The organism is Paracoccus ravus, from assembly GCF_004522175.1.
In the GTDB taxonomy this organism is placed as follows: Bacteria; Pseudomonadota; Alphaproteobacteria; order Rhodobacterales; family Rhodobacteraceae; genus Paracoccus; species Paracoccus ravus.
On record NZ_SDEB01000004.1, the window covers coordinates 58,670 to 71,391 of the forward strand.

Sequence of the window (12,722 nt, forward strand, 5' to 3'; positions counted from 1 at the left end):
GAACAACAGAGGAGAATTGACATGAGCCGTGAAACTCTGGCCGATTTTATCGGTGTCCTCGCCCTCTCGGCGATGGCTGTCTTCTTGTTTTCCCTGCCGAGCATCATGCCCTCGGCGCTTGCCTGAATTCATTTCGACCTGCCCCGCGCATCGCGAAACCCTCGCCCGGTTTCCCACGGACCGTCCCCGGCCGTGATCAAGCGCGCAACTGCCGGCCCCTTGCGGGTCGGCGTTTCTTTTTCAGCAAGCAGCTTTGTTCAGGCGTCGATCGCGTCGATCGCGTCGAGCGTGGCCTGCCAGGCCAGCAAGATCGAGGCATGGCGGTTTGGGAATTCCCGCGCGGGCAGCAAGGCCTCGAGCCCGTCGAACGGCGCGTCCGGGGCGGGGCCGTCGGTCTTGAGCATGGCCTCAAGCTCGGCCGTGCCGCGCTCGAGTTCGTCGCGGGTAAGGCCGATCACCACCTGTCCCAGCACCGCCGCCGAGGCCTGACCCAGCGCGCAGGCGCGAACCTCTTGCGAGAAATCCGCGACGCGGCCCTGATCCATCACGATATGGGCCGTGACCGAAGATCCGCATTGCGGCGAGCGACGATGCGCGCTGCCGGTCGCGTTTTCGAGTTTGCCCAGATGCGGAATATCCGAGGCCAGGGCAAGGATGCGGCGCGAGTAAAGCTGCATCAGATCGCTGTCGGACATGGCGGGCCTCGGGCTTTTCCTTGGGGTGGCTCAGGTTTAGATAGGGGCGACCCAGCCGAAAGGAAAGCCGATGTTCGACCCTGCGACACTGAAATATGACGGGAACGGTCTGATCCCGGCCATCGCGCAGGACCATCAAAGCGGCGAGGTGCTGATGATGGCTTGGATGAATGCGGAATCCGTGGCGCGCTCGCTGGAAAGTGGCAAGGTCACCTATTGGTCGCGCTCGCGCCAAAGCTTCTGGGTCAAGGGCGAAAGTTCGGGGCACGCGCAAAAGCTGGTGGAGATGCGTGTCGATTGCGACCGCGATTGCCTTTTGGTGCTGGTCGAGCAGGTGGGTCCCGCCTGCCACACCAATCGCCGTAGCTGCTTCTATACCGCGATCCGCGAAGGTGCCGAGGTCGAGATCATGCAGCCTCAGAACCCAAGCGACTGACGGATTTCGGCGGCGCTCATGCCCTGCTCGCGGTAAAGCCGCAGGGCGCGGGCGTCGTCGCGTTTCGCAAGCCGTTTGCCGTTGTCGTCGCGGATCAGGCGGTGGTGGTAATAGCGCGGCACGGGCAGGTCCAGCAGGCGCTGCAGCAGGACATGGATATAGGTCGAATCCAGCAGGTCCTTGCCGCGCGTGACGAGCGTGATGCCCTGTTCCGCATCATCGACCACGACGGACAGGTGATAGCTCGTCCCCATGCCACGCCGGGCCAGAACCACGTCGCCGATCCCCGAGACCATGTCCGCCGCCGACAAGCGATGCGGGAGGCCGGGCGCGATGTTCTCGTCGTCAAAGACGATCTCGTCGGCCCGAAGGTGGTCGAGCGCGCGCCCCATGTCCAGCCGGATCGCGTCATCCGCTCCGGCCTCGGCCATGGCGCGGTGGCGGCAGGTGCCGGGATAGACCGGGCCGTCCGGGCCGATCGTGGGCTCGGCGCCTTCCTGCGGGGCCGAGAGCGCGGCGCGGATATCGGCGCGGCGGCACTGGCAGGGATAGGTCAGCCCCATCTCCGCCAGCCGGTCGAGCGCCGCCTGGTAGGCGGGCAGGCGATCGGATTGCCGCATCACCGGCAAGGGCCAGTCGAGGCCCAGCCAATGCAGGTCCTGCGAGATCATCGTCTCATATTCCGGGCGGCAGCGGCTCTGGTCGATATCCTCGATGCGCAGCAGGAACTGGCCGGGATCGGCCAGTTTCGCGGCGGTCAGCGCGGCAAAGGCATGGCCCAGATGCAGGGCGCCGGTGGGCGAGGGGGCGAACCGCGTGCGGTTCAATTCTGCCCCGCGAGCCAGCCGTTGAAATCGGCTTTCGCGCGGTCGGTATAGGCCGGGTAGCGGTCCTTGCGGCCTTTGCGCCCGCCACGCATTTCGTCAAGCGGCGGGTAAAGGCCGAAATTCACGTTCATCGGCTGGAAGGTCTTGGCATCCGCGCCGCCGGTGATGTGATTGACGAGGGCGCCCATCGAGGTCGTGGGCGGCGGCGGCGGCAGATCGCGGCCAAGTGCCTCGGCAGCGGCCATGCGGCCCGCGAGCAGGCCCATTGCGGCGGATTCGACATAGCCCTCGACGCCCGTCACCTGACCCGCGAAGCGCAGGTTCGGGCGCGACCGCAGCCGCAGCCGGTCGTCGATCAGGCGCGGCGAGTTCAGGAAGGTGTTGCGGTGGATGCCGCCGAGACGCGCGAAGCTCGCATTCTGCAGGCCGGGGATGCGGCGGAAGACCTCGGTCTGGGCGCCGTATTTCATCTTGGTCTGGAAGCCGACGATATTGTAGAGCGTGCCCAAGGCGTTGTCGCGGCGCAGCTGGACGACGGCATAGGCTTTTTCGGTGGGCTTGTGCGCGTTGGTCAGGCCCACAGGTTTCATCGGGCCGTGGCGCAGGGTTTCGCGGCCGCGCTCGGCCATGACCTCGATCGGCAGGCAGCCGTCGAAATAGCCCGCGGTCTCGCCCTCATGGAACTCGGTCTTGTCGGCGGCGAGAAGCGCGTCGATGAAGCCTTCGTAATCCTCGCGGGTCATCGGGCAGTTGATATAGGCGGTGCGCTCTTCCTCGGTCTCGCCCTTGTCGTAGCGGCTTTGCAGCCAGCAGATCGACATGTCGATCGTGTCGGCATGGACGATGGGGGCGATGGCGTCGAAGAAAGCCAGCGAGCCTTCCTCGGTCGCGGCAAGGATCGAATTGCCCAAAGCCGCAGAGGTGAGCGGTCCGGTAGCGACGATCCAGCGGCCGTCCGCGGGCAGCTCGGTCACCTCGCCGGGGGCGAAGCTGACCAGCGGCTCGTCGCGCAGCGCCTGCGTCACGGCGGCGGAGAAGGCGTCGCGGTCGACGGCCAGCGCGCCGCCCGCAGGCAGGCGGTGGCGGTCGGCCATCGACATGATCAGGCCGCCGGCCGCGCGCATTTCCCAATGCAACTGGCCCACGGCATTCATTTGGTCGTCATCCGAGCGGAAGCTGTTCGAGCAGACCATCTCGGCACAATCGCCGGTGCGATGGGCGAAGGTCTCGACCTCGGGGCGCATCTCGTGCAGCACGACGGGCACGCCCGCGCGCGTGATCTGCCAGGCCGCTTCCGAGCCCGCGAGGCCCGCGCCGATGATGTGGATCGGTTCCATGTCTTACCCCTTCGCGTCAGGCGGGCGTCATAGCACTGCGCCGGGCCAAGAGAAAGGGCGGCATCCGCGAGGGATGCCGCCCGATCAGTGTCAGCACTTGGCCTGGGATCAGGCTTCGGCGCCTTCAGCGGCTTCCGCGTTGTCTTCCGAACGCAGGCCCGAGGGGGCCGCGATGTTCGCGATGACGAAGTTGCGGTCGATCGTCGGCTTCGTGCCGTTGGGCAGCACGATGTCGTTGATGTGGATCGAATCGCCGATCTGCTTGCCGGTCAGGTCCACGGTGATGTGGTCCGGGATCTCCGAGGCGGTGACTTCCAGTTCGACTTCCGGACGGACGACGACCAGGGTGCCGCCGCGCTTCAGGCCGGGCGACGCTTCGTGGTTCTCGAAGGTCACGTGGATGAACAGGTTCACGCGGGTGTCGCGGTGCAGGCGCATGAAGTCGATATGCGTCGGCAGGTCCTTGACCACGTCACGCTGAACGCCGCGGCAGACGACGCGAACGTCTTCTTGGCCTTCGACTTTCAGGTTCCACAGCGTCGACAGGAAGCGGCCTGCGCGCAGTTTGGTCAGGAGCGAGTTGAACTCGACTTGGATCGGCTGCGGCTCTTTGCCGTCGCCGTAGACGATGCCGGGCACTTTACCTTCGCGACGGGCTTGGCGGGCGGCCCCCTTGCCTGTCCCCGCGCGTGCCTCGACGACCAGATCAGGGATCTCTTTGGCCATGTTGGTATTCCTTACATTAAGTGTTCGCGGCCATCCTCCAAGGGTGCATGGCCGAAGCGGGGCCTATAGCCGCGAATCGTAAAAATGGAAAGCCGAAAAACCCCGCGCGGGGTCTTTAGGGCGAACCCTAGAGATAGGGCTCGAGGAAATCGCGCGGGATCATCACGTTCTTGCGGCCGATATTCTTGACATCGCGTTCGCCGCACAGCGCCATCGAGATGTCGAGCTCCTTGCGGATGACCTCCAGCGCCTTGGTCACACCGGCCTCGCCCATGGCACCGAGGCCATAAATGAAGGCGCGGCCGATATAGGTGCCATGCGCCCCGAGGGCGAGCGCCTTCAGGACGTCCTGACCCGAGCGGATGCCGCTGTCGAGATGCACTTCGACCTTGTCGCCCACTGCCGCGACAATCTCGGGCAGCATCCGGATCGAGCTTGCCGCGCCGTCGAGTTGGCGGCCGCCATGGTTGCTGACGATGATCGCATCCGCGCCGAAATCGGCGGCGATGCGGGCATCCTCGGGGTCGTTGATGCCCTTGAGGATCAGCTTGCCGCCCCAGAGATCGCGGATGCGGGCGATCTTGTCCCAGTCGAGTTGCGGGTCGAACTGCTCGGCGGTCCAGCTCATCAGCGACGAGGCATCGCCGACGCCCTTGGCATGGCCGACGATATTGCCGAAGAAGCGGCGCTTGGTCTGCAGCATCTCGAGGCCCCAACGCCATTTCGTCGCGAGGTCCAGCATCACCGGCAGGGTCATCTTGGGCGGGGCGGAGAGGCCGTTCTTGAGGTCCTTGTGGCGCTGGCCGAGGATCTGCAGGTCCAGCGTCAGGACGAGGGCCAAGCAGTTCGCCCGTTTCGCGCGCTCGATGATGGCTTCGAGGAATTCCTGATCGCGCATCACGTAAAGCTGGAACCAGAACGGGGCCTGCGTCGCTTCGGCCACATCCTCGATCGAGCAGATCGACATGGTCGAGAGGGTGAAGGGCACGCCGAATTTCTTCGCGGCCTGCGCGGCCTTGATCTCGCCATCCGCCGATTGCATGCCGGTCATCCCGACCGGGGCAAGGCCCACCGGCATCGCGACCTTCTCGCCGATCATCGTGCTTTCGGTGGTGCGGCCGGTCATGTCGACCGCCACCTTCTGGCGCAGCTTGATCCGGGCGAAATCGGACGTGTTCTCGCGGAAGGTGCTCTCGGTATAGCTGCCGCTTTCGGCATAGTCGTAGAACATCTTCGGCACCCGGCGGCGATAGATCGCCTTCAGGTCGTCGATGCAGGTGATGACGGGCATTGGGCCTTATTCCTCCGGTGTGACCACGGCTTTGGGTGTCTCGGGAAGGGCGCAGGTCGTCGTGCCTTCGGGGCAGGGAGCCTGCGGCTGCGCCGTGAGGGCGTCCGAGCGCGCGCGCAACTCCTCGATGCGGCGCGTCAGGTCGGGATCATCGTCGGCCGGGGCAGGGGCGGCCGTCCGCGTGCAGGCGGCGCCCTCGGGGCAGGCGTCAAGCTGGGTCTGGGCGAGGGCATCGGCGCGCGCGCGCAGCGCATCGGCGCGGCCCGACATGGATTCGTCATTCGCGACTTGGCCGGGGGTATTTGCTTTCAGAGCGCTGGCGCGGCTGGTCAGCCCGGCGGTGGCGGCCGAGGGGTCGCGGGCACTTTCGGCGGCATGGGCGGGCAGATTGGGCTCGGCCAGAATTTGGTCGGTCGGCAGCAATTCGGGATAATCCCCGATACGGTCGTCGCATCCTGCCAGCGCCAGCAGCGCGCAGGCCAAGGCGATCCGTCTTGCCGTCATGAATGTCCCCCTTCCGGATGGGCGACACAATAGGCGCGCCGCAGCAGGGGATACAAGATGCGGTCTTTCCGAAGTTCCTTGCCCGACCTAGAAAGGGGATATGGCGCGCACCCAAGGCTCGAAAGCCGAGATCACCGGCCCCCTGATCCGCGATTCGGCGCGTAGCCTTTTCGCGCGCCACGGCTATGCCGCCGTCTCGATGCGCCAGATCGCGGCCGAGGTGGGCGTGCAGGCCGGCGCGCTTTACGCCTATACGCCGGACAAGCAGGCGCTGCTGGTGGATCTTTTGCGCGGCCATATGGAAAGGCTTCTGGCCGAATGGCGGGACGACGCGTCGCGCCCGGCGCTGGAGCGGCTCGACGCCTTCCTGCGCTTCCATATCCAGACCAGCCTCGACAGTTCCGAGGCGGTGTTCCTGTCCTACATGGAGTTGCGCAGCCTCAGCCCCGAGAACCGGCGTGAGATCGCCGCCCTGCGCCGCCGCTACGAGGATGCGCTGGAGGCGATCCTCGCCGCCGGCGAGGCCGAGGGGGTGATGCGGATACCCGACCGCAGGCTGACCACGATGGCGCTGATCGCCATGCTGACCGGGGTCACCAACTGGTATCGCGAGGATGGCCGCCTGGACCAGGAACGCGTCGTCGCGGTCTATCGCGATCTGGTGCGCGGCGCGGTGGGCGCCTGATTCCCCTTTCCAACTCGCCCGCGCGAGCGGATATAAGGGGGCATGAGTCTTCCGCCCCAATTCCTCGATGAGATCCGCGCCCGCGTCCCCCTGTCCCGTGTGATCGGGCGCAAGGTGACATGGGATCTGCGACGCTCGAATCAGGCCAAGGGCGACTGGTGGGCGCCTTGCCCCTTCCATGGCGAGAAGACGGCCTCGTTCCATGTCGATGACCAGAAGGGGTTCTATTACTGCTTCGGCTGCCATGCCAAGGGCGATGCGCTGAGCTTCCTGCGCGAGGCCGAGGGCATGGGCTTCATCGACGCGGTGCAGATGCTGGCCGCCGAAGCCGGGCTTCCCATGCCCGAACGCGATCCGCGTCAGGTCGAACGCGCCGATCGTCGCACGGAACTTGTCGATGTGATGGAACAGGCGGTGCGCTGGTACCGGATGCAGCTTGGCATGGGGCTGGCCGAGGCGGCGCGGGCCTATCTGGCGCGGCGCGGCCTCGATGCGGCGGCCTGCGAGCAATTCGGCATCGGCTATGCCCCCGACCAGCGGCAGGGGCTCTTCAATGCGCTGAAGTCCAAGGGCGTCTCCGAGGCGCTGCTTCTCGAAGCGGGGCTGGTGGCCAAGCCGGATGATGGCGGCGCGCCATTCGATCGATTCCGGGGCCGGATCATGTTCCCGATCCGCGACGGGCGCGGGCGCTGCATCGCCTTTGGCGGACGGTCGATGGACCCGAATGCGCGGGCGAAATATCTCAACAGCCCCGAGACCGCGCTCTTCGACAAGGGGCGCAATCTTTACAATATCGGCCCGGCGCGGGCGGCGGTGGCCAAGGGCAAGCCACTGATCGTGGCCGAGGGCTATATGGATGTGATCGCGCTTGTCCGCGCGGGCTTCGAGGGCGCGGTGGCCCCTCTCGGCACGGCGATCACCGAGGATCAGTTGCGGCTGATGTGGCGCATCTCGCCCGAGCCGGTGATCGCACTCGACGGCGATACGGCAGGCACGCGCGCGGCGATGCGGCTCATTGATCTGGCGCTGCCGATGACCGGGCCGGGGCAGGCGCTGCGCTTTGCCTTCCTGCCGCAAGGGCAGGACCCGGACGACCTGATCCGCGCGCGTGGGGCAGGGGCGATGTCCGCCATTCTGGATGAGGCCCGCCCGCTGGTCGATCTGCTCTGGCGGCGCGAGACCGATGGCAAGGTCTTCGACAGTCCCGAACGCAGGGCCGCTTTGGACAAGGCGCTGGGCGACGCCATCGCAAAGATCCCGGACAAGGATACGCAGCACCATTATTTCTCGGCGCTGAAGCAACTCAAATGGGAGCTTTTCGGCCCACGTCGTCAGGCCCAGACCGAGCGCGCGCCGCGTCAGCCCTGGCAGCCCAAAGGGATGCGCGGGCCATCGCTTCCGGTCCAGCCGGTCGCCTCGACACGGGCCTCGTGGCTCTCATCGCCCGATGCCGATGAGCGTGCCGCCGAGCAGATGATCGAGGCGATGATCCTCGCGATCTGCGCCACCCATCCTGAATTGATCGCGCCGGTCGAGTCGCGGCTGGAACGGCTCGAACCGGCCGATGGGGACCGGGCCGCGCTGGTTCATGACCTGCTCGCGGGCAGCCAGTCCCAAGCCGGTCAGCGCGCCCTTGAAAGCATCATGGCCGAGCCCCATGTGAAGTCGGCTCCGGCCATTTTGCGCCCCAGCGATGACGACGCCGCCGCAGGTATTCTTGCCAATGCGCTGGACCGGATCGAGGCCCGTCGCTCCGCGCGCGATGAGACCGCACGCGCCGAGGCCGAAATCCAGGGGCTTGCCGATGAGGGGCTGACATGGCGCATGGCGCAATCCGCGCGCGCGCTGCAACAGGCTGACCGACCTTCGCTGGCGGATCTTTCCGATCTGGGCGAGGATCGCGCCGCGCTTTCGGCGGGGTTGAAAGCCGCGATGGAAAACGAGATCTGGCGCAAACCGCGTCGCTGAAAAACCGGGCTCCCATGCTTCGCGGGGCCTCATCTATGGCCGAATCACTTGGCCGAATCATTGGCCCGAATCGTATAAACGAATCACAGGGCCGAATCACCGAGGCCGAATCACGGGCCAATCGCATGTGCCGGGCTATGATTCCGGTTATGACTTGGTTAGAAACGGCCGATACGCCGATCCCGATTCGCTGATTCGCGAATCACCGCTTAAGGGAGCCAGCATGGCAGCTAACGACGACGACCAGAAGCCCGACACCAAGGATGACGATGTTTCGCTGGACATGTCGCAGGCCGCGGTCAAGCGCATGATCGCCGAAGGGCGTGAGCGCGGCTTTATCACCTACGACCAGTTGAACGCTGCGCTGCCGCCGGAACATGCCAGTTCCGACCAGATCGAAGATGTCATGTCGATGCTCTCGGAAATGGACATCCGCGTCGTCGAGAATGATGAAGAGGCCGATGAGGGCGAATCCGCCGGCGAATTGGCCACGACCGGCTCGGGCTCCCGCGAGGTGGCGATCGCCACAACCGAAACCGAGAAACTCGACCGTACCGATGACCCGGTGCGTATGTATCTGCGCGAGATGGGCTCGGTCGAACTGCTGTCCCGCGAAGGCGAGATCGCCATCGCCAAGCGCATCGAGGCCGGCCGCAACACGATGATCGCCGGGCTTTGCGAAAGCCCGCTGACCTTCAAGGCCATCACCATGTGGCGTCAGGAACTTCTCGACGAAGACATCCTGCTGCGCGACGTGATCGACCTTGAGACCACCTTCGGCCGTTCGATGGACGAAGAAGGCGAGGACGAAGAGGTCCTGCCGAGCGAGTCGCCGGTTGCGAATGGTGCCTCTGCGCCCGCCCGCGACGAGCCGGAATATGATGCCGACGGCAATCCGATGCGCCGCGGCGACGATGAGGAAGAGGACGAGGACGGCCAGAACCTGTCGCTCTCGGCGATGGAAGCCTCGCTCAAGCCCAAGGTCCTCGAGACGCTCGAGCTGATCGCCAACGGCTACGAGCAGCTCGCCCACATGCAGGACAACCGCATGTCGGCGACGCTGAACGAGGACGGGACCTTCTCGGTCGCGGATGAGGTCGCCTATCAGCACCTGCGCTCGCGCATCGTCGGGCTGGTGAACGAGCTTCACCTGCATAACAACCGCATCGAAGCGCTGGTCGACCAGATTTATGGCATCAACCGCCGCATCGTGACCATCGATTCGGGCATGGTGAAGCTGGCCGACGCCGCCCGCATCAACCGTCGCGAATTCATCGACGCCTATCGCGGCGCCGAGCTTGATCCGACCTGGATCGACCGGATGATGGCGAACAAGGGTCGCGGCTGGCAGAGCCTCTTCGAGAAATCGCGTCCGCAGGTCGAGAATCTGCGCGGCGACATGGCCATGGTCGGTCAGCATGTCGGCGTCGATATCGAAGAATTCCGCCGTATCGTGAACCAGGTCCAGCGCGGCGAGAAAGAAGCCCGTCAGGCGAAAAAGGAAATGGTCGAGGCGAACCTGCGCCTGGTCATCTCGATCGCCAAAAAATACACGAACCGTGGCCTTCAATTCCTTGATCTTATTCAGGAAGGCAATATCGGCCTGATGAAGGCCGTGGACAAGTTCGAGTATCGCCGCGGTTATAAATTCTCGACCTATGCGACCTGGTGGATCCGTCAGGCGATCACGCGTTCGATCGCGGATCAGGCCCGCACGATCCGTATCCCGGTCCACATGATCGAGACGATCAACAAGCTGGTCCGCACCGGCCGCCAGATGCTGCACGAGATCGGCCGCGAGCCGACCCCGGAGGAACTGGCCGAAAAGCTGCAAATGCCGCTGGAAAAGGTTCGCAAGGTGATGAAGATCGCCAAGGAACCGATCAGCCTCGAAACCCCGATCGGGGACGAAGAGGACAGCCAGCTTGGCGATTTTATCGAGGACAAGAACGCGGTCCTGCCGCTGGACAGCGCCATTCAGGAAAACCTGAAGGAAACCACGACCCGCGTCCTCGCGAGCCTCACGCCGCGCGAAGAGCGGGTTCTGCGGATGCGCTTCGGCATCGGCATGAACACCGATCACACGCTGGAAGAGGTCGGGCAGCAGTTCAGCGTGACCCGCGAACGGATCCGTCAGATCGAGGCCAAGGCGCTGCGCAAGCTCAAGCACCCGTCGCGTTCGCGCAAACTCAGGTCCTTCCTGGATCAGTGATACGGTGACAACGGCTTTCCTGCTCTATCGAAGTCAGACCACGTTGCGGGCAAAGTCGTCGGCTTGCACCGAGATTCTGCACGAGGCCCGTGAGCGCAATCGCGAATTGGGCGTGACCGGTTATCTGCATCTTGAGGATGGCCATTTCTATCAATGGCTCGAGGGCCCCTTGGTGGCCCTCGAAGACGTCATGGCCCGGATCGAACGCGATCCACGCCATAGCGATATTGAAAAGCTGTGCAGGGGCACGCAGCGCGGGCGGCATTTCGGGCGCTGGGAGATGGGGTTCGGCACGTCGAACCGCGGGACCCTGTTCGACTGGATCGCCGAGCATGACGTGCAGGTCGGCAATCCGGGGGCGTTCTCCAGCGGATTGCTGGCCTTCATGCTGAGCCAGCAGGAAAAAACCACTTCTTGAGCCGGCCGCCCCGGATCGCGCTTCGGCGCGCGAAGCCTTGCTTTTTTGGGGCAAACGGTGAACACTTGCCGCCAACAAGACGCCGAAGGCGGGCGCGGCCGAGGCAAGGAGGGATGTGGTGATCGACGATATCGAGCTGTGGCTTGCAGAGGCGGGCAATCTGCGGTTGCTGCTTGTCCTCTGCCTTGCGGCGGCGCTTTGGCTATACATCCTGCTGTCGCGAACGCGTCGTCTGGCGGCGGAAAATGCCCAGGCCGCCCGCCGCGCCGAGGCGGATCTGCGCGCCCGGATCGAAGACCAAGAGCGCGGGCTGCGCGACCAGCTTCTTGCCGCGAGCCGGCTGGAAACCCGGGCCGAGAGCCAGTCCCAACGCATTCAGGAACTGATCGAAGAACGGGACGGGCTGACGGATGTGCTGCATCGCGAGCGCAATGCCTTGTCCGGCCTGCAACGCGAACTGGCCGAGACCCGGCTTGCCGCCGAGAAGGACCGCGAATCCGCCGAACGTGACATCCAGACATTGCGTGAACTGCGTCAGGAAATGACCGGCCATTTCCGGTTGATGGCGAATGAAACCCTGCGCGTGCAAGGCTCCGAGATGCAAAAGGCGCATGGCGAGCAGCTCAACGCCCTCCTGAACCCGTTCAAGGAACAGGTCAATCGCTTCCAGACCGAATTGCAGGCCCGCAACAAGGCCACTGACGAGGAACGCGCCCGGCTGAAAGAGCAGATCGAATTTCTGCACAAGCGATCCGAGCAGATCTCGCAGGAGGCCGTGGCGCTGACCCGCGCGCTCAAGGGCGACAGCCAGAAGCGCGGCGCTTGGGGCGAGATGATCCTGGAGCGCATCCTCGAGGATTCGGGGCTGATTTCGGGCACCCATTATTTGACCCAGACCAGCCATCGCGATGCCGAGGGCAAGCTTTGGCGGCCCGACGTGATCGTGAAGATGCCGCAGAAGAAATTGCTGGTGATCGACAGCAAGGTTTCTCTGCTCGCTTATGAAGAGGCCGTGAACAGCGAGGATCCCGCGCTGCGCGAGGCGGCGCTGCGCCGCCATGTCGCCTCGGTCCGGGGCCATGTCGCGCAGCTTGCGGCCAAGGGTTATCAGGCGCTGGACGATGGCTCGGTCGATTATGTGCTGATGTTCATCCCGGTCGAGGGCGCTTTCTCCGAGGCGCTGCGCGTCGATCCGGACCTTGCGCGTTTCGCGATGGAGAACCGGGTGGGGCTGGCGACGCCCACCACCCTGATGCTGACGCTGCGGACGGTCGATCATATCTGGACCGTCGAGCGGCGCGAGAGCAATGCCATGCAGATCGCCGCGCGGGCGGGCCAGCTTTACGACAAGCTGCACGGTTTCGTCGCTGCGGTCGAGGATGTCGGCCTCGCGCTCGACAAGGCGCAGAAAAGCCATGCCACGGCAATGGACCGGCTGACACGGGGCTCGGGCAATGTGATCCGGCAGGCCGAGATGCTGCGCGAGCTTGGCGCGCGGACGCAAAAGCGCCTTGCGCTAGACCATGACGGCGTCTTGCCCGTCCCCGAAGAGGCCGCCGAATAGGCATGTGGCATTGACGCGATTTCAGGCATTTGAGCGCGCTTGACTCCACGTCCCGGAAA

General features: G+C 64.9%; 12 protein-coding genes. 6 read left to right on the forward strand and 6 right to left on the reverse strand.

Translation table 11 applies throughout. From position 1 onward, the window contains the following. Positions 1–257: 257 nt before the first annotated feature. Positions 258–695, reverse strand: coding sequence for an iron-sulfur cluster assembly scaffold protein (locus tag ESZ60_RS04720; RefSeq protein WP_134679274.1), 438 nt, complete (start codon positions 693–695; stop codon positions 258–260). A gap of 70 nt (positions 696–765) precedes the next feature. Between ESZ60_RS04720 and hisI the strand changes: the two genes are divergently transcribed. Continuing rightward, complete coding sequence (gene hisI / locus ESZ60_RS04725) at positions 766–1,131, forward strand: phosphoribosyl-AMP cyclohydrolase (protein WP_134679275.1); 366 nt, start codon at positions 766–768, stop codon at positions 1,129–1,131. Here the strand turns inward: hisI and gluQRS are convergent. The 5 genes from gluQRS to ESZ60_RS21025 form a co-directional block, all read right to left on the reverse strand. Continuing rightward, positions 1,113–1,958, reverse strand: coding sequence for a tRNA glutamyl-Q(34) synthetase GluQRS (gluQRS, locus tag ESZ60_RS04730; RefSeq protein WP_134679276.1), 846 nt, complete (start codon positions 1,956–1,958; stop codon positions 1,113–1,115). The two genes, hisI and gluQRS, sit on opposite strands and share 19 nt — an antisense overlap. Further along, entirely contained in the window at positions 1,955–3,295 is a 1,341-nt protein-coding gene (trmFO, locus tag ESZ60_RS04735; RefSeq protein WP_134679277.1) for a methylenetetrahydrofolate--tRNA-(uracil(54)-C(5))-methyltransferase (FADH(2)-oxidizing) TrmFO, read from the reverse strand. Before trmFO ends, gluQRS begins: the two co-directional genes overlap by 4 nt. Positions 3,296–3,403: 108 nt before the next feature. Continuing rightward, positions 3,404–4,021 carry a 50S ribosomal protein L25/general stress protein Ctc gene (locus ESZ60_RS04740; protein WP_134679278.1) on the reverse strand — a complete coding sequence of 206 codons (618 nt, stop codon included), beginning with the start codon at positions 4,019–4,021 and terminating at the stop codon, positions 3,404–3,406. A 127-nt stretch (positions 4,022–4,148) separates the two neighbouring features. Beyond that, positions 4,149–5,312 (reverse strand): alpha-hydroxy acid oxidase, encoded by a 1,164-nt coding sequence (locus tag ESZ60_RS04745; RefSeq protein ID WP_134679279.1) that lies wholly within the window; start codon positions 5,310–5,312, stop codon positions 4,149–4,151. Between the two features lie 6 nt (positions 5,313–5,318). After that, positions 5,319–5,816, reverse strand: coding sequence for a hypothetical protein (locus ESZ60_RS21025; RefSeq protein WP_209021242.1), 498 nt, complete (start codon positions 5,814–5,816; stop codon positions 5,319–5,321). A 100-nt stretch (positions 5,817–5,916) separates the two neighbouring features. On the opposite strand from ESZ60_RS21025, the gene ESZ60_RS04755 reads away from it, so the two are divergent. The 5 genes from ESZ60_RS04755 to ESZ60_RS04775 all read left to right on the forward strand — a co-directional run bounded on the left by ESZ60_RS04755 (position 5,917) and on the right by ESZ60_RS04775 (position 12,663). After that, a complete protein-coding gene (locus ESZ60_RS04755; RefSeq protein ID WP_134679280.1) occupies positions 5,917–6,501 on the forward strand; it encodes a TetR/AcrR family transcriptional regulator in 585 nt (194 codons plus the stop codon). A gap of 42 nt (positions 6,502–6,543) precedes the next feature. After that, the gene (gene dnaG / locus ESZ60_RS04760; protein ID WP_134679281.1) at positions 6,544–8,469 is read left to right on the forward strand and encodes a DNA primase; all 1,926 of its coding nucleotides are present in this window, start codon (positions 6,544–6,546) and stop codon (positions 8,467–8,469) included. A gap of 223 nt (positions 8,470–8,692) precedes the next feature. Then, positions 8,693–10,681 carry an RNA polymerase sigma factor RpoD gene (gene rpoD / locus ESZ60_RS04765; protein WP_134679282.1) on the forward strand — a complete coding sequence of 663 codons (1,989 nt, stop codon included), beginning with the start codon at positions 8,693–8,695 and terminating at the stop codon, positions 10,679–10,681. 4 nt (positions 10,682–10,685) lie between these two features. Next, entirely contained in the window at positions 10,686–11,099 is a 414-nt protein-coding gene (locus ESZ60_RS04770; RefSeq protein ID WP_167620064.1) for a BLUF domain-containing protein, read from the forward strand. A 118-nt stretch (positions 11,100–11,217) separates the two neighbouring features. Then, positions 11,218–12,663 carry a DNA recombination protein RmuC gene (locus ESZ60_RS04775; protein ID WP_245155577.1) on the forward strand — a complete coding sequence of 482 codons (1,446 nt, stop codon included), beginning with the start codon at positions 11,218–11,220 and terminating at the stop codon, positions 12,661–12,663. Positions 12,664–12,722 lie beyond the last annotated feature (59 nt).

Coding starts and splice junctions, on each gene's coding strand:
- dnaG (WP_134679281.1), top strand. CDS start 6,544: ATGAGTCTTCCGCCCCAATTCCTCGATGAGATCCGCGCCCGCGTCCCC.
- ESZ60_RS04745 (WP_134679279.1), bottom strand. CDS start 5,312: ATGCCCGTCATCACCTGCATCGACGACCTGAAGGCGATCTATCGCCGC.
- ESZ60_RS04740 (WP_134679278.1), bottom strand. CDS start 4,021: ATGGCCAAAGAGATCCCTGATCTGGTCGTCGAGGCACGCGCGGGGACA.
- rpoD (WP_134679282.1), top strand. CDS start 8,693: ATGGCAGCTAACGACGACGACCAGAAGCCCGACACCAAGGATGACGAT.
- ESZ60_RS04720 (WP_134679274.1), bottom strand. CDS start 695: ATGTCCGACAGCGATCTGATGCAGCTTTACTCGCGCCGCATCCTTGCC.
- ESZ60_RS21025 (WP_209021242.1), bottom strand. CDS start 5,816: ATGACGGCAAGACGGATCGCCTTGGCCTGCGCGCTGCTGGCGCTGGCA.
- trmFO (WP_134679277.1), bottom strand. CDS start 3,295: ATGGAACCGATCCACATCATCGGCGCGGGCCTCGCGGGCTCGGAAGCG.
- ESZ60_RS04755 (WP_134679280.1), top strand. CDS start 5,917: ATGGCGCGCACCCAAGGCTCGAAAGCCGAGATCACCGGCCCCCTGATC.
- hisI (WP_134679275.1), top strand. CDS start 766: ATGTTCGACCCTGCGACACTGAAATATGACGGGAACGGTCTGATCCCG.